Origin of the sequence: Faecalibacterium sp. AF28-13AC (assembly GCF_003478405.1) — a bacterium.
GTDB lineage: Bacteria > Bacillota > Clostridia > Oscillospirales > Ruminococcaceae > Faecalibacterium > Faecalibacterium prausnitzii_E.
This window is the reverse complement of sequence record NZ_QUFG01000006.1, coordinates 22,006-38,169: the sequence shown is the minus strand read 5'-3', so window position 1 is coordinate 38,169 and position 16,164 is coordinate 22,006. Positions and strand designations below refer to the sequence as shown.

Here is a 16,164-nt window from a genome sequence, read left to right as displayed (position 1 = left end):
GGATCATTCATCCGGCTGGTTCATCTGCATTTCCAGCCACTGCTGGCGGCTGATGAGGACAGCGCGGGGCTTGGCGCCCTCGTAGGGGCCAATGATGCCTTTTTGTTCCATCTCGTCCATGATGCGGGCGGCGCGGGCATAGCCCAGCTTGCACCGGCGCTGGAGCAGGCTGGTGGATGCCTGACCGGCATCAATGACCACCTCGACGGCCTGCTTGAGCATCGGGTCGCTGCCGGTCTCCTCGTCGGCATCGGCAGAGGATGCGCCTTTTTTGCCGTCCAGGATGGCGTGTTTTTCCATGGCCTCGATCATGGCCTCGTCGTACTGGACCGTCGCGCTCTGCTTGATAAAGTCCAGCACACGGCTGATCTCCTCATCCCGCACGAAGGTGCCCTGGATGCGGATGGGCTTGGGGGCACCGACCGGCATGAAGAGCATATCGCCCATGCCCAGCAGCTTTTCGGCACCGGCACCATCCAGGATGGTGCGGCTGTCCACCTGGCTGGACACCGCGAATGCGATGCGGCTGGGGATGTTGGCCTTGATCAGGCCGGTGATGACGTCCACGCTGGGGCGCTGGGTCGCGACGATGAGGTGCATACCGGCCGCACGGGCCTTCTGGGCGATGCGGCAGATGGAGTCCTCGACGTCCTTGCCCACGACCATCATCAGGTCGGCCAGCTCGTCAATGATGATGGCGATGTAGGGCATCTTTTCCAGCATGGGGTCGGTGGCGGCCAGCTTGTTGAAGGATTTGATGTCGCGGACGTTGTTCTCCGCAAACAGGTGATACCGGCGCTCCATCTCCTGCACGGCGCTGCTCAGAGCGCCCGCCGCCTTTTTCGGCTCGGTGATGACCGGCATCAGCAGGTGAGGGATGCCGTTGTACTCGGCCAGCTCGACCACCTTGGGGTCGATGAGGATGAGCTTGACGTCCTCCGGGCTGGACCGGAACAGCAGGCTCATGATGATGCTGTTGACACAGACGGATTTGCCGCTGCCGGTGCTGCCTGCAATGAGCAGGTGGGGCATCTTGCACAGGTCGGCCACCTGGGCCACGCCGGCGATGTCCTTGCCCAGTGCGATGCCGAGGGGCGAGGTCATCCGCAGGAAGGCCTGGCTCTCGAAGACACTGCGGATATAGACCGGCGTCTTTTTGTGGTTGGGCACCTCGATGCCCACGGCGGGCTTGCCGGGGATGGGGGCCTCCATGCGGACGTCAGCGACGGCCAGGTTCAGTGCGATGTCGTCTGCCAGCGAGGTGATGCGGCTGATCTTGACGCCCGCCATGGGCTGGACTTCATACCGCGTGACCGACGGGCCGCGGGAGATGTCCAGCACACGGGTGCGGACGCCAAAACTTTCCAGCGTGTCCACGAGCTTCTGCGCGTTGGCCTTCAGCTCGTCCTGTGCGTTGGGGTCACTCTCCTCCGGGGCCTTTTCAAACAGGTCGATGCCGGGGTACTGGTACTGATAGCTCTCCTCAGGCTCCGGCTCCTCGGCCGGGGCGGTGGCTGCCTGTTGCTCGCCGACGGCGGGCTTTTCCATGGCAGCGGCTACCAGCGTGTTGATGTCTTTTTCCTCCACCGGCTCGCTGGTGATGCTGATCCAGCCGTCCTCGTCCGGGGCAGAGCGCATGGCCATCACGTTGTCGGCCATGACCCGCACCGGCACGGAGGGCTCGTCGGTGGTGGGCAGGGTCGGTGTCTGGAAGGCTCCGCTGCCGTCGAACGCAGGAGCTTCGGCGGGGCCTTCGTCCACCGGCTGGGCCGGGATGCCGGGCGTTACCACCGGGGCCGGTGCTTCGGGGGCCGCCGGGGCTTCCGATTTTGCAAAGAAGTCCTCAGCCGCTGTCTCGATGGCATCGGGCACCACCGGCTTCACGATGGGCCGGGGCGCGGGCTTGTGGAGCGGGTCCTGCCCGAAGGTGCCGCCGGGCCCGACGATGAAGGGCTCGATGGGCTCACTGCCGCCCTCGACCACGGGGGTGCTGTCCGGCCCAAGGTCGATGTCAAACGAGGCGCGGGGATGGGGTGTGCCCACCTGCACCGGCGTAAAGGCCGGGGCCTCCTGCGGCTCTGCCGGGGCAGGCGCGGGGGAGGGGGCAGGTGCTTCGTAGCCGAGAGAGTCGTCCACCGGTTCGGGCACGGCTTCGCCCTCCAGCTCTTTGGTCACCTTGTGGCCCCAGCTGAAAATGCCGGACAGCCAACCCGGCGCTGCAAAGCCGCCTTCCTCGTCCTCTTCGCCGCAAAGGTCCGGCTCGTCTCCGGCTTCCAGCGCGGCCGCTTCCTCCTCGGCCTGGCGGGCGGCCTGCCGCTCGGCGCGGCGGGCTGCATTCTGCTCGTAGACGGCCACGCCCTTTTCGTGGGCGCTGCCGCCCAGTTCACATATCCACTGCCACAGTTCGGCGGGGGTGATATCAAAAATGTACAGGCTGGCACAGAGCGCCAGCACCACCATCACGAGATTTGCCGCCGGACGCCCGCAGAGCAGCAGCAGATTGCCGCCCAGCAGGGCACCGATGGCACCGCCGCCCAGCCAGGCATGGACGCCGTTCTGATAGCACTCCGCTACCATGCGGGCCGCCGGGATGTCGGCTGGGATCTCGGAAAAGACGATGACGGTACCGCTGGCAAACACCAGCCCCAGCATCAGCTTGAACATCTGGCCGATGAGGTCTTCGCCCCGTGTGTAGAGGATGGCCAGATAGCAGATCGCTGCGCCCAGCACGAAGCTGCCGCAGCCGAACAGGCCGAACAATACCTCGTGCAGGGCCTTCCAGACCGAGCTGCCCTCCACAAAGGCCAGCACGATGAGCAGCAGGCCCGCAAACAGGGTGCCCAGCCCTGCGGGCATCCGCTCCTGTGCCCGGCTCTTTCTCCGCGCAGGTGCGCGTCTTGCGGTCGTTTTTCGTTTTTTCTTTGCCATCTTTCGTTGCAACCCTGTCTCTTTCTCCCATAGTATTCGATTCTTTCATTTTATCACGACCTATGGAAAATAGCAACGAAAACCCGCTCAGCGTTCGATCTCCCGATACAGCCACGCCAGCGCATCCGAGATGCCGCCCAGCTCGTCGATGAGCTTTTCGCGCACGGCCCGGCGGCCGTCCAGCATGGTGCCCACATCCATGACCAGCTCGCCGGTGCGGAGCATCAGCTCGGTGTAGCGCTTTTCCGAGATGCCGCTGTGCGCCGCCACGAAGCCGGTGATCCGCTCCTGCATCTGTTCGAACCACCGCATCGTCTGGGGCACACCCAGGATCATCCCGGAGTGCCGCACCGGGTGGACGGTCATGGTGGCTGTGGGCACGATGAAGCTCCGCCGGGCGCTGACGGCCAGCGGGATGCCGATGGAGTGTCCGCCGCCCAGCACCACGGCGGCGCTGGGCTTGGAGATGCTGGCGATCAGCTCCGCCAGCGCCAGCCCGGCCTCTACATCGCCGCCCACGGTGTTCAGGATGACCAGCAGGCCCTCCACCGCCGGGTCCTCCTGCACGGCCACTAGCTGCGGGATGACATGCTCGTACTTGGTGGTCTTCTGCCCCTGGGGCGCTTCCACATGGCCCTCGATCTGCCCCACCACGGTCAGGCAGTGGATGGCGTGGGGGCCTTTGGTGCGGTAGACGCTGCCCAGATCCTCGATCTGTTCTTTTTCCAGCCGCTGCTCTTCCACCGGGGTGTTTTTTTCGTTCTGCTCTGCCATAAGCCCCTCCTGCTCTGTTTTTTTCAGGGTTCCCAGCGGGTCAAATGATTATGCGGCGGCTAAGATTTCTTAACTTTTGAAAAAATTGCTCCATTTTATTTGACATTCTCCACATCCGCTGTATACTTTAGATAATGAATAAGATTGACAAAGATGTATCATTATTGTGCAAAACTCTTTGAATCTGCCGGAGCGCCACGGTGGGCGCAGAGGACCGGCATCGAATGGATGAAAGGAGAACCACCTATGAACACCCCTGGTAAAGCATCTCTGCCGGTGATCAAACGCCTGCCCAAGTACTACCGCTTTCTGCGGACCTTGAAGAACGACGGCATCACCAGCATCTCTTCCCGCGAACTGGCCGCCCAGATGGGCACCACGGCCTCTCAGGTCCGGCAGGACTTCAACTGCATCGGCGATGTGAACGGCCGTCAGGGCATCGGCTACTCGGTCGAAAACCTGCTCTCCATCCTGGAGAATCTGCTGTTCGGCAACGGCGACCGCCTGCCCACCATCCTCATCGGCTGCGGCCGTCTGGGCAAGGCCGTCAGCCGGTTCATCACCACCGATACCAACGGCTATAAGCTCATTGCCGCCTTCGACAACTCGCCGGACGAAGTGGGCAGGGAGATCAACGGCATCCAGATCCTCCACATCGACCAGCTGGAGAGCTTCTGCGCCGAGCACAAGCCCGAAGTGGCGGTTCTCTGTGTGCCCCGCAGCGGTGCCGAAGAGCTGAGCGGCCGTCTGGTCAGCCTGGGCATCAAAGGCTTCTGGAACTTCTCCCACTACGACCTGTCCGTCCCGTATCCGGAAGTCGTGGTCGAGAACGTCCACCTGGGCGACAGCCTGATGAGCCTGGGCTACCGCCTGCGCAATCAGGACTGATGTTCCGGTTTCATCGTTGTTACTATATAGTATAATATGATAAAGCAACCCTCCCATCACAGCGAAGCCCGCTCGCTTCCCATCGTTTGGGCTTTGCTCATTCCGTAGAAAGTTGACCGGCTTGCCAATGGCTCTCCCTTTGGGAGAGCTGGCATCGCGCAGCGATGGCTGAGAGGGTTGCTTTTTATGAGGTGACCTTCATGGCAAAGCTATATTTCCGTTACGGCGCAATGAACAGCGGCAAGAGCACGGCCCTGATGCAGGTGGCGCACAACTACGAGGAGCAGGGGATGCAGGTGCTCATCCTGAAGCCGCAGGTGGACACCAAGGGCGGCGGCGAACTGGTCAGCCGCCTGGGGGTGCGGCGCAAGGCCGACCTGCTCATCCCGCCGGAGGCGGACGTCTTTGAGGCCGTCCGCGCCGCCAGCCAGACCCAGAAGCTGGCCTGCGTCCTCTGCGACGAGAGCCAGTTCTTCACCCCGGCACAGGCCGAGCAGCTGTTCATGGTCACGGTAGACCTGAATATCCCGGTCATCTGCTACGGTCTGCGGTCGGACTTTTCGCTCAAGGGGTTCCCCGGCTCCACCCGCCTGCTGGAGCTGGCTCACACCATCGAGGAGATGAAGACCATCTGCACCTGCGGCCGCAAGGCCACCTGCAACTGCCGCAAAGTCAACGGTGTGTTCGTCTTTGAGGGCGAACAGGTCGCCATCGACCTGGAAAACGACGTGCAGTACGTCAGCATGTGCCCCCAATGCTACTTCCGCGAGCGCCGCGCCTTCTACGCCCGCCGGGCCGCGAAATAAAAAAGCGGAGCGTTTCCCGGAAGAAGCATTGCACTGCGTTCATTTTGCAGCCGTGTTCCCCCAAAAACCAGAAAAAATTTTTTCAGCGCTGCCCGGCGGGGCAGCGCTTTTTTCTGTCCGGAACAGACCGTTTCCGACAGGGTGATATATCAGTTGTATCCAACTTCGCGCGTTTATTGCACTATTGATATATCAGTTGACAAACCTGTGGAATCGTCAACGATTTCACTTATTGCATACAACAAAACCACGCAAATTTCCCGATTGGTTACAAAAATATTGCAATTTCAGGAGGTTTCTCTGACTCCTTGCTCCAATTTCTATGCAATCTGTTGAAGTATACATGTTGCACAGTTTTTTCGCTCAAGTTTATTCATTTCGGCAAGGACGTCAAAACCGCACCAAACACGAGCGCAATATTTGTTCGTTTTTTGCGCGCTTCTCTTCAATTTACATCTTTCTTTTTGCGGGATATTTTGTTATCATAATTGTATACAACGAGCCTTTTGCAGATAAGGCCGATGAGCAGATGTTTTCTATTTATTAGGAGGAGAACAAACAATGAGCAAGGCAATTTCTCGTCGCGATTTCCTGAAGGTCACCGGCGCTGTGGGCGCAGCTGGCCTGCTGGCTGCCTGTGGCGGCAGCTCCAACTCCACCGCAGCTTCCACCGCTTCTTCCGCAGCAGCAGCAGCTTCCGTGGCTGGCCTGAGCAGCGATCCCGTCACCCTGACCATGAGCTGGTGGGGCGGCGAGTCTCGTCACAACGCTTACCAGGAGGCCCTGAAGGCTTTCTCTGCTGAGCACAGCAACATCACCGTCAACCCCACCTTCGCTGCATGGTCCGGCTGGGAGGACACCATGTCCACCAAGTTTGCCGGCGGCGTGGCTGAGGATGTCTGCCAGATCAACTGGAACTGGCTGTACAACTACTCTGCAAACGGCCAGACCTTCATCGACCTGAACAGCGTCACCGATTACCTGGATATGTCCCAGTGGGATGACGCCAAGCTGGCAGCCTGCAACGTTGCCAATGCCCAGCAGTGTGTGCCTGTCGCTATGACCGGCCGTATCTTCTACTGGAACATGACCACCTTTAATAAGGCTGGCATCACCGAGGTCCCCAAGACTCTGGACGACCTGATGAACGCAGGCAAGGCATTCCAGGAGAAGCTGGGCGATGACTACTATCCTCTGCACCTGGGCGCATACGACCGTATGATCCTGATGGTCTTCTACCTTGAGTCCAAGTACGGCAAGGATTGGGCAGACCCCACCACCTCTACCCTGAACTACACCGCTGACGAGATCGCCGAGGGCATCGACTTCATCAAGAGCCTGGTCGATGGCCACGTCATCATGAGCCTGCCCACCTACTACGGCTCCAACGGCGACAACGCTGCACACCAGTCCAACGAGTGGATCACCGGCAAGATGGCTGGTATCTTCGAGTGGGATTCCTCCGCTACCAAGTATCAGGACGCTCTGGACGAGGAGAACAAGCCCGGCTTCACCGTCGGCGAGGAGATCAAGTTCGGCGATTACAACGGCGGCTTCTCCAAGGTCTCCATGGGTCTGGCCATCACCAAGACCTGCGAGCATCCCGCTGAGGCTGCTACGCTGATCAACTTCCTGCTGAACGAGAAGGAAGGCGCTGAGATCATGGGCTCTGAGTGCGGTCTGCCCGCTTCCAAGGCTGGCCTGGAGGCTGCACAGGCTGCTGGCAAGATCAAGGAGCTGGTCGCTGAGGCAAACGGCAAGGTCATGGCCTTCGTCGGCTTCCAGCTGGACCCCCTGTTCGAGGCAAACGACCTGAAGGCAAACGGCACCGGTATCTATCAGGAAGTCTTCGACACCGTGGACTACGACAACGCTTCCGGCGCTGATGTCGTTGATACCCTGCTGGACGGCATGTCCGCTGTTGGTTACACCGTCTGATCGCTTCAGACTTTGACCTGAGTTCTACATACGAGGGGCATCGACCGCTCGGCCGATGCCCTTTTTTCTCAGGCACAGGTTACAAATCTCTGACAAGTCTGTTTCCAAAGTGTGACACGCGGTATGTCATGCGTTGGAAAATCACCCACAAAAGGAGGATTCCCGGATGAAAGAAAGTAATGCGCCCTCTCTGGGGCGTACCCCGGCCCAGAAGTTCTTCGATAAGTGGCAGGGTCTGATCTATCTGATCCCCTGGATCATCGGTTTCGTCGTCTTCAAGGCGATCCCGTTTGGTCAGTCGCTGTACTACAGCTTCACCGATATGAACTTCTTCAACGGCATCCATGAGTACGGCGTGATGAACTACGTCACCGCCTTCTCCGATGCCAAGATCACCAAGGCCCTGATCACTACCTTCAAGTACGCCTTCATCACCGTGCCCCTGAAGCTGATCTTCGCTCTGTTCATCGCATACATCCTGAACTTCAAGATCGCCTGCGTGAACCTGTTCCGTACCGTCTACTACATCCCGTCCATCCTGGGCGGCTCCGTTGCCATCGCCGTTCTGTGGAAGGCCGTCTTCCGCGATGATGGTCTGGTCAACACCATCATCCGCGCCATCACCTTCGGCCACGCACAGGGCCCCTCCTGGCTGAGCGACCCCAACTATGCGCTGTGGATCATCTGCTTCCTGCGCATCTGGCAGTTCGGTTCCGCCATGGTCCTGTTCCTGGCCGCTCTGAAGGGCGTGCCCGCAGACCTGTATGAGGCGGCCACCATCGACGGTGCCGGCAAGTGGAAGCAGTTCTTCTCCATCACCGTCCCGATGATCACCCCCATCATCTTCTACAACCTGGTCACGCAGATCTGCCAGGCATTCCAGGAGTTCAACGGCCCGTTCATCATCACCAACGGCGGCCCGCGCAACTCCACCACTCTGATCTCCATTCTGGTTTACAACTACGCCTTCAAGTCCAACCAGATGGGCATGGCCTCCGCACTGGCATGGATCATGTTCGTGATCGTCTGCATCCTCACGATCATCGCCTTCACCAGCCAGAAGAAGTGGGTCTACTACTCGGATGAAAGGTAAGGTGTGACAGTATGGGAATGAAAGCATCCAACGTCATCGCGACGTTCTTCAAGTACCTCGTCCTGATCCTGGTCGGCCTCATCATGATCTATCCCCTGCTGTGGATGATCAGCGCGACCTTCAAGGACAACAGCGAGATCTTCGCAGGCATCGGCCTGTGGGTCAAGAACCCTACTCTGGAGGGCTATAAGAACGCGCTGAACAACTTCGGCGGTTCCATCAACATCCTGCAGGCCATGCTGAACACCTATTCGTATGTTCTGCCCAAGGTCATCTGCACGGTTATCTCCTCCTGCGTTGCCGCTTACGGCTTCGGCCGCTTCGACTTCCCCGGCCGGAAGATCCTGTTCAGCATCATGCTGGCCACCCTGTTCCTGCCCCAGGTCGTTCTGAACGTTCCGCAGTTCCTGCTGTACACCAAGTTCGGCTGGGTCAACAGCCCGTTCTATCTGGCCATCTGGGTCCACTGCGCATTTGCGACCGAGACCTACTTCGTCTATCAGCTGGTGCAGTTCATGCGCAATGTCCCGCGTGACCTGGACGAGGCTGCTGCCATTGACGGCTGCAACTCCTTCCAGACGCTGTACAAGGTCATCGTCCCCATGCTGATGCCTGCTCTGGTGTCCTGCGCTCTGTTCCAGTTCATGTGGAGCTGCAACGACTTCATGGGCCCGCTGCTTTACGTGCAGACCCCGGCAAAGTACCCGATGTCCCTGTTCGTCAAGCTGTCCATGGACGGTGATACCGGCTTTGCATGGAACCGCATCCTGGCTCTGTCCCTGATCTCCATCCTGCCGCAGCTGATCGTCTTCTTCTGTGCACAGGATCAGTTCGTCGAAGGTATCTCCGCCGGTGCTGTCAAGGGCTGATCGCTCTTCACTCCGCTCTGCGGGAACCTGACGCAACAATCAAAACGACCCCTGTGCACACGGCATAGGGGTCGTTTCTCTTTGCAGGTTCAGCGCAGGCTCAGCCGCGGCTGCTCTTGCGGTATTGCAATGGGCCGACGCCCATCATCTCCCGGAAGACCCGGCGGAAGTGAGCCGCCGAGGCAAAGCCGGTCTGCTCGGCCACCGCGCTGATGTTCAGGTCGGTGGTCTCCAGCAGATGCTGCGCGGCCTCGATGCGGCGGCCGTTGATGTAGTCCACGATGGACTGCCCCGTCACCCGCCGGAACAGACGGCTGAGGTAGTAGGGTGACAGATAGAACCGCGCCGCTACATCGGTGAGGGAGAATTTCTGCTGGTAGTTCGCGGCGAGGTAGGCGCAGATCTGCTCCACGGTCTCGTTCCGGGGGCGGGCGGTCTGCCGCTCGGCTTTGCACTCCTGGTCCACATAATGCAGCAGCAGCGAAAGGTAGATGATGCCGGGGCAGTCCGGTTCCCCGGCGGCGCTCCGCATCAGGTTCAGCAGGGTGCGCAGGCGGCTGGCCCACTGCACCGGGCCGTACAGCAGGATCGGGTCGTCCGGCTCGAACAGCGGGCTGAAATCCCGCTGCATCACGCTCTTCAGCTCGGTCAGCACCGCCGCCGGGAAGCGGCAGCCGATCAGCTCCGGGGCCAGATGCCCAGCCTGCTGAAACACGCCGCCCCCCGGCCCCAGCAGCAGCACGCAGCCGGGGTTGACCAGCAGCGAAGCATCTCCCCGCCGGAACGTGCAGCTGCCGCCGGTCACCACCAGGATGCGGCAGGTCTCCTCGTCCTCCTGCAGGCGGTACTCGCTCTCGGTCATCCGCAGCTGGAGCGCCAGCGTCTTTGCATTCAGTTTATCGCGTTCCGCTCGCATTGGCATCATTGATTCCCCGCTTTTTTCGTTTTCTCCAGTGTATCACGTCCGCCCCGCGCGGGCAAGCCGAAACCCCAAGGAGGTTTTGTTTTATGAAACTGTCACTCATCCGCTCCATGACCCGCAGCGCCGTTTTCGAGCTGGAAAACGGCCTGTGCTTTCGTCCGGCCCACCCCTTCCGGGTGCTGCTGAACGGCGAACCGGTCCGGGAGGCCCAGGACACCAACGTGTTCTCCCTCTTCTCCCTGACCCCGGCCACCGACTACACCGTCACCGTTGAGTCGGAGGGCGAGACCCTGACCGCGAACTTCCGCACCCAGGACGAGAGCTTCTTTGTGGATGCGTCCCGTTACGGTCTGGTGGCTGACGGCGAGACCGACAACACCGGCAAGCTGCAGGCGGCCCTTTCCACCTGCCCCAAGGGCGGCACCGTCTATGTTCCGGCCGGCCGTTACCGCACCGCCAGCCTGTTCCTGAAGAGCTGCACGACCCTGTATCTGGAAAAGGGCGCCGTGCTGCTGGGCGACAACGACCGCACCCATTACCCCATCCTGCCCGGCGTCCTGCCCAGCGAGAACGAGGTGGATGAATACTACCTGACCGGCTGGGAGGGCAACCCCCTGAGCAGCTTTGCGGGCTTACTGAACATCACCCAGGTGCACGACGTCGTCGTCACCGGCGAGGGCACCCTGGACTGCGACGCCCAGAACGGCGACTGGTGGATCGACCCGAAGGTCAAGCGGATCGCATGGCGTCCCCGTGCGGTCGCCATGGTGGACAGCGACAACATCTGCCTGCACGGCATCACGGTGCAGAACAGCTACTCCTGGACCATCCACCCCATCTTCGTCAAGCATCTGGATCTGCTGAACTTCAACATCAACAACCCCTACAACGCCCCAAACACCGACGGCATTGACCCCGAAAGCTGCGAGTATACCCGCATCATCGGCGTGAACATCCATGTCGGCGACGACTGCATCGCCATGAAGGCCAGCAAGGTCTTCCTGGGCATGAAGCTGAAGAAGAGCTGCGAGCACACCGTCATCCGCAACTGCCTGCTGGACAAGGGCCACGGCGGCATCGTCATCGGCAGCGAGATGAGCGGCGGCGTCAAGGACATGGTGGTCACCCAGTGCCTCATGGACCACACCGACCGCGGCCTCCGCGTCAAGACCCGCCGCGGCCGCGGCAACACGGCCGTTATCGACGGGTTGGTCTTCCGCAATGTGGAGATGCGGGGCGTCAAGGCACCCTTCGTCATCAACATGTTCTACTTCTGCGACCCGGACGGCCACGGCCCCTACGTCCAGTGCCGCGACGCGCTGCCGGTGGATGAGTACACCCCCAGACTCGGCACCCTGACCATGGAGAACATCGTGGCCACCGACGCCCAGTTCGCGGGCTGCTACTTCGACGGCCTGCCGGAGCAGCCCATCGAGCGCGTCTCGATGAAGAACGTGATCATCACCTTTGACCCCAACGCCGAGGCCGGGCAGGCTGCCATGGCCGACAACCGCCCCTATGTCAAAAAGCTGGCCATCTACGCCGAAAACGTCAAGGAGATCGACCTGCACAATGTCAAGATCGAGGGCTACGAGGGCGAGCGCCTGCACTTTGCCAACGTCGGTCATTTTGAGGAGGACTGAACCATGACCCATGAAGAGATCCTGTCCATGCTGGGCGACTACGTGGACTACCTGATCGCCAATTCCAGCGCCGAAGCCCCGATGTGGAACATCGAGAAAGTCCGCAGCGGCAAGCCCAACAAGTGGAACTACATCGACGGCTGCATGATCACGGCCTGCCTGAGCCTCTACCACACCACCGGCGACAAGAAGTATCTGGACTTCTCCAAGCAGTTCATCGACTATTTCGTCCAGCCGGACGGCTCCATCCAGACCTATGACCCCAAGGAATACAACCTTGACAACGTGAACCAGGGCAAAAACCTGTTTGTTCTGTACGATCTTTACGGCGAGGAAAAATACCGCAAGGCCATCGACCTCATCCGGAGCCAGCTGGAGACCCAGCCCCGCACCAAAGAGGGCAACTTCTGGCATAAGGACATCTACCCCTGGCAGGTCTGGCTGGACGGCACCTACATGGCCCAGCCCTTCTACATGGAGTACGAGACCCGCTTCAACAAGATGCAGGGCTGCATCGACAGCTACAAGCAGTTCATGAACATCTGCAGGCACATGCGCGACCCGAAGACCGGTCTGTACTACCACGGCTACGATGAGAGCCGTGCGATGTACTGGGCCGACCCGGAGACCGGCTGCAGCCCCAACTTCTGGCTGCGGGCCATGGGCTGGTTCATGGTGGCCATGGTGGATGTGCTGGAACGGATGGACGAGCAGCTGTACAACGAGTACCGTGGCATCCAGGCCATGCTGAAGCAGACCATCGAGGACGTGCACAAGTTCCAGGATGAGGAGACCGGCATGTTCTGGCAGGTCATGGACCACCCCGGCGTCGAGGGCAACTATCTGGAGACCAGCGGTACGGCCCTGTTCGCCTACGCGGTGCTCAAGGGCGTCCGTCTGGGCCTGCTGCCCAAGCGGATGGCTGCCTGGGCCGAGAAGGCCTTCTACGGCACCTGCGACAAGTACCTGTCCAAGAATCCGGACGGCAGCCTGCAGCTGGATGGCATCTGCCTGGTGGCCGGTCTCGGCGGCAAGGACCACCGCGACGGCTCCCTCGCTTACTATTTCAGTGAGCCTGTCGTCTGCAACGATGCCAAGGGCGTCGGCCCGCTCGTGCTGGCCTACACCGAAATGATCGCCCGCTGAGCACACGAACCAAATAGAAACTGCATTGGGGCCGGGAGCTTTTCCCGGCCCCAATGCGTTTTCCGGGCGCAAAAAAGAGGAACTGCGCGGGGCAGTTCCTCTGGGAAAAGGCTGTTTACTTGAGCACCGCACCGAGGTTTGCACTCGTGACCATGCGGGCATAGCGGCTGAGCCAGCCGGTCTTGATGTTGGGTTCAGGTGCGACATACCGGGCTTTGCGTTCGGCCAGCACGTCGTCGGAAACCTCCAGCGTGATGCTGGCGTTGGGGATATCAATGTGGATGGTATCGCCCTCCTCGATGAGGCCGATGGGGCCGCCGGAAGCAGCTTCGGGGCTGACATGGCCGATGGCGGCACCGCGGGAAGCGCCGGAGAAGCGGCCATCGGTGATGAGGGCGACGGTCTTGTCCAGCTTCATGCCGGCCAGTGCGGAAGTCGGGTTCAGCATCTCACGCATACCGGGGCCGCCCTTGGGGCCTTCGTAGCGGATGACCACCACATCGCCGGGCACGATCTGGCCTGCGTAGATGGCCGCAATGGCGGTCTCCTCGCTGTTGAAGACGCGGGCCGGGCCGGAGTGCTCCTGCATCTCCGGGGCGACGGCGCTGCGCTTGACCACGCAGCCGTCCGGTGCGATGTTGCCCCACAGGATCTGCAGGCCGCCGGTGGGGGAGTAGGGGTTCTCGATGGGGCGGATGGCCTTATCGTTCAGGATGTGGGCACCCTGGATGTTCTCGCCCAGCGTTTTGCCGGTGACGGTGGGAACATCCAGATCCAGCAGGCCCTTCTTGGCCAGCTCGGCCTGCACGGCGGGGATGCCGCCTGCGGCGTAGAGGTCGGGCATGTGGGTCGGGCCGGCGGGGGCCAGATGGCAGAGGTTCGGGGTCTTGGCGCTGATCTCGTTGAAGAGCTTCAGGTCGATGGGGACCCCGGCCTCGTAGGCGATGGCCAGCAGGTGCAGCACGGTGTTGGTGGAGCAGCCCAGCGCCATATCACAGGTGAGCGCGTTGCGGATGGAGCGCTCGTTGATGATCTGGCGGGCGGTGATGCCCTTGTTGACCATCTCCATGATGGCCATACCGGCGTGTTTTGCCAATTGCAGACGCTTGGAGTAGACCGCCGGGATGGTGCCGTTGCCGGGCAGGGCGATGCCGATGGCCTCGCACAGGCAGTTCATGCTGTTGGCGGTGTACATGCCGGAGCAGCTTCCACAGCTGGGGCAGCAGTTGCAGGTGCAGTCTTCCAGCTGCGCATCGGTGATCATACCGGCCTTGTAAGCGCCCACGGCCTCGAACATCTTGGAGAGGCTGACCTCTTCGCCGCCGTAGGTGCCGGCCAGCATCGGGCCGCCGGAGCAGACCACGGCGGGCACATCCATGCGGACGGCAGCCATGACCATGCCGGGCACGATCTTGTCGCAGTTGGGCACGAGGACCAGGCCGTCCAGCTGGTGGGCCATGAGCATGGTCTCGACGCTGTCGCAGATGAGCTCGCGGGAGGCGAGGGAATACTTCATGCCCACATGGCCCATGGCGATGCCATCGCAGACGCCGATGGCCGGGATGAGGATGGGCGTACCGCCTGCCATCTCGACACCGGCCTTGACCGCATCGGCGATTTTATCCAGATTCATGTGGCCGGGCACGATCTCGCTGTAGGCGCTGACCACGCCGATGAGGGGGCGCTCCAGCTCTTCGGGGGTGTAGCCTAGGGCGTAAAACAGGCTGCGGTTCGGGGCGCGCTCCGAGCCTTTGGTCACGTTGTCACTTCTCATGTTATCCTCTCTCTTTTCTGAAACCCTCTCAGTCAACGCCTGACGGCGTTGCCAGCTCCCCCAAAGGGGGAGCCATTGGCACGCCGGGCAAGCCAGGGGTGTTTATCACAAAATGCCGGGCCCCGCTCTCCTTATCAACAACAGCAGACTTGATGCTACTGGGTGAGAGAACAGCGCCCGGCGCTTTATAGGAAAATGAAATTCAAATCGTTCAGCAGGAACTTTGCCGATACGCCAGCGGCTCGCCCTTCGGGAGAGCTGGCGCGAAGCGCCTGAGAGGGTTTACTTCTTCAGCCAGCTCATCATGCTGCGCAGCTCTGCGCCGACCTTTTCGATGGGCAGCTCGGCTTCCATGCGGCGCTTTGCCAGGAAGTGGACCTTGCGGCCGCCGTTGGGGCTCATCTCGGTCAGGAACTCGGAGGCGAAGGTGCCGTCCTGGATCTCGGTCAGGACTTTCTTCATCTCCTTGCGGGTCTCAGCGGTGATCAGGCGCTTGCCGGTGCGGTAGTCGCCATACTCTGCGGTGTTGGAGATGGAGTAGCGCATCTTGGAGAAGCCGCCCTCGTTGATCAGGTCAACGATCAGCTTCATCTCGTGGCAGGTCTCGAAGTAAGCCATCTCCGGCTCGTAGCCAGCCTCGACCAGCGTATCGAAACCGGCGTGGATCAGCTCGGAGACACCGCCGCACAGAACGGCCTGCTCGCCGAACAGGTCGGTCTCGGTCTCCTCCTTGAAGGTGGTCTGCAGGATGCCTGCACGGCCGGCACCGATGCCGGAAGCGTAAGCCAGAGCGATGTCCTTGGCCTTGCCGGTGTAGTCCTGCTCCACGCAGATCAGAGAGGGGCAGCCCTCGCCCTCGGTGTACAGGCGGCGGACGATGTGGCCGGGGCCCTTGGGGGCGATCATGATGACGTCCACATTCTTGGGTGCGGTGATGGTCTTGAAGTGGATGTTGAAGCCGTGTGCAAAGGCCAGAGCCTTGCCCTCGGTCATGTAGGGTGCAACCTGCTTGTTGTAGATGTCGGCGCACAGCTCATCGGGCACCAGCATCATGACGACGTCGCCAGCCTTGGCAGCCTCTTCGACTTCCATGACCTTGAAGTTGTCGTGGGTGGCGGCGAACTCGGAAGCCTTCTCCCAGTGTGCAGAGCCTTTGCGCAGGCCGACGACGACGTTGACGCCGCTCTCGGCCAGGTTCTCGGAATGGGCGTGGCCCTGGCTGCCGAAGCCGATGACAGCGACGGTCTTGCCGTCCAGCACACCGAGGTTGCAGTCGGAATCGTAATATTTCTTGATGGCCATGGTAGTTGTTCTCCTTTTGCTTTTCTATAAAATTGAGTTTCAATCAAACAGCTTAATTCGTGGGTCTGTCTTCGTACAACC

At 60.8% G+C, this 16,164-nt stretch carries 12 protein-coding genes; 7 read left to right on the top strand and 5 right to left on the bottom strand.

The genetic code is table 11. The annotated features are described in order from the left end of the window. Positions 1–3: 3 nt before the first annotated feature. Both DWY95_RS09730 and DWY95_RS09725 read right to left on the bottom strand, forming a co-directional pair. A complete protein-coding gene (locus DWY95_RS09730) occupies positions 4–2,928 on the bottom strand; it encodes a DNA translocase FtsK (protein WP_118553366.1) in 2,925 nt (974 codons plus the stop codon). Between the two features lie 87 nt (positions 2,929–3,015). Further along, the gene (locus tag DWY95_RS09725) at positions 3,016–3,702 is read right to left on the bottom strand and encodes an ATP-dependent Clp protease proteolytic subunit (protein WP_097791430.1); all 687 of its coding nucleotides are present in this window, start codon (positions 3,700–3,702) and stop codon (positions 3,016–3,018) included. A gap of 246 nt (positions 3,703–3,948) precedes the next feature. On the opposite strand from DWY95_RS09725, the gene DWY95_RS09720 reads away from it, so the two are divergent. From DWY95_RS09720 to DWY95_RS09695, 5 genes are all read left to right on the top strand, one after another. Beyond that, complete coding sequence (locus tag DWY95_RS09720; RefSeq protein WP_097791429.1) at positions 3,949–4,590, top strand: redox-sensing transcriptional repressor Rex; 642 nt, start codon at positions 3,949–3,951, stop codon at positions 4,588–4,590. A gap of 200 nt (positions 4,591–4,790) precedes the next feature. Then, complete coding sequence (locus DWY95_RS09715; protein ID WP_118553521.1) at positions 4,791–5,396, top strand: thymidine kinase; 606 nt, start codon at positions 4,791–4,793, stop codon at positions 5,394–5,396. A 561-nt stretch (positions 5,397–5,957) separates the two neighbouring features. Beyond that, a complete protein-coding gene (locus DWY95_RS09705; RefSeq protein ID WP_118553364.1) occupies positions 5,958–7,334 on the top strand; it encodes an ABC transporter substrate-binding protein in 1,377 nt (458 codons plus the stop codon). 166 nt (positions 7,335–7,500) lie between these two features. Then, positions 7,501–8,427, top strand: a complete 927-nt coding sequence (locus tag DWY95_RS09700; RefSeq protein WP_118553363.1) for a sugar ABC transporter permease — start codon at positions 7,501–7,503, stop codon at positions 8,425–8,427. Positions 8,428–8,438: 11 nt separating this feature from the next. Next, entirely contained in the window at positions 8,439–9,296 is an 858-nt protein-coding gene (locus DWY95_RS09695) for a carbohydrate ABC transporter permease (RefSeq protein WP_118553362.1), read from the top strand. Positions 9,297–9,396: 100 nt separating this feature from the next. Here the strand turns inward: DWY95_RS09695 and DWY95_RS09690 are convergent, their stop codons facing one another. Further along, entirely contained in the window at positions 9,397–10,212 is an 816-nt protein-coding gene (locus tag DWY95_RS09690; protein ID WP_243082702.1) for an AraC family transcriptional regulator, read from the bottom strand. 92 nt (positions 10,213–10,304) lie between these two features. On the opposite strand from DWY95_RS09690, the gene DWY95_RS09685 reads away from it, so the two are divergent. Beyond that, positions 10,305–11,861 carry a glycoside hydrolase family 28 protein gene (locus DWY95_RS09685; RefSeq protein WP_118553360.1) on the top strand — a complete coding sequence of 519 codons (1,557 nt, stop codon included), beginning with the start codon at positions 10,305–10,307 and terminating at the stop codon, positions 11,859–11,861. Positions 11,862–11,864: 3 nt separating this feature from the next. Next, positions 11,865–13,007 carry a glycoside hydrolase family 88 protein gene (locus tag DWY95_RS09680; RefSeq protein WP_118553359.1) on the top strand — a complete coding sequence of 381 codons (1,143 nt, stop codon included), beginning with the start codon at positions 11,865–11,867 and terminating at the stop codon, positions 13,005–13,007. 115 nt (positions 13,008–13,122) lie between these two features. Here the strand turns inward: DWY95_RS09680 and ilvD are convergent, their stop codons facing one another. Both ilvD and ilvC read right to left on the bottom strand, forming a co-directional pair. Continuing rightward, on the bottom strand, positions 13,123–14,781 hold the full coding sequence (gene ilvD, locus DWY95_RS09675) for a dihydroxy-acid dehydratase (RefSeq protein WP_118553358.1): 1,659 nt from the start codon (positions 14,779–14,781) through the stop codon (positions 13,123–13,125). Positions 14,782–15,063: 282 nt separating this feature from the next. Then, positions 15,064–16,083, bottom strand: a complete 1,020-nt coding sequence (ilvC, locus tag DWY95_RS09670) for a ketol-acid reductoisomerase (protein ID WP_097791419.1) — start codon at positions 16,081–16,083, stop codon at positions 15,064–15,066. Positions 16,084–16,164 lie beyond the last annotated feature (81 nt).

Excerpts from the sequence above, each read along its gene's own strand:
- DWY95_RS09730 (WP_118553366.1), bottom strand. The coding sequence starts at position 2,928 with ATGGCAAAGAAAAAACGAAAAACGACCGCAAGACGCGCACCTGCGCGG.
- DWY95_RS09725 (WP_097791430.1), bottom strand. The coding sequence starts at position 3,702 with ATGGCAGAGCAGAACGAAAAAAACACCCCGGTGGAAGAGCAGCGGCTG.
- ilvC (WP_097791419.1), bottom strand. The coding sequence starts at position 16,083 with ATGGCCATCAAGAAATATTACGATTCCGACTGCAACCTCGGTGTGCTG.
- ilvD (WP_118553358.1), bottom strand. The coding sequence starts at position 14,781 with ATGAGAAGTGACAACGTGACCAAAGGCTCGGAGCGCGCCCCGAACCGC.
- DWY95_RS09685 (WP_118553360.1), top strand. The coding sequence starts at position 10,305 with ATGAAACTGTCACTCATCCGCTCCATGACCCGCAGCGCCGTTTTCGAG.
- DWY95_RS09705 (WP_118553364.1), top strand. The coding sequence starts at position 5,958 with ATGAGCAAGGCAATTTCTCGTCGCGATTTCCTGAAGGTCACCGGCGCT.
- DWY95_RS09720 (WP_097791429.1), top strand. The coding sequence starts at position 3,949 with ATGAACACCCCTGGTAAAGCATCTCTGCCGGTGATCAAACGCCTGCCC.
- DWY95_RS09680 (WP_118553359.1), top strand. The coding sequence starts at position 11,865 with ATGACCCATGAAGAGATCCTGTCCATGCTGGGCGACTACGTGGACTAC.
- DWY95_RS09715 (WP_118553521.1), top strand. The coding sequence starts at position 4,791 with ATGGCAAAGCTATATTTCCGTTACGGCGCAATGAACAGCGGCAAGAGC.
- DWY95_RS09700 (WP_118553363.1), top strand. The coding sequence starts at position 7,501 with ATGAAAGAAAGTAATGCGCCCTCTCTGGGGCGTACCCCGGCCCAGAAG.
- DWY95_RS09695 (WP_118553362.1), top strand. The coding sequence starts at position 8,439 with ATGGGAATGAAAGCATCCAACGTCATCGCGACGTTCTTCAAGTACCTC.
- DWY95_RS09690 (WP_243082702.1), bottom strand. The coding sequence starts at position 10,212 with ATGCGAGCGGAACGCGATAAACTGAATGCAAAGACGCTGGCGCTCCAG.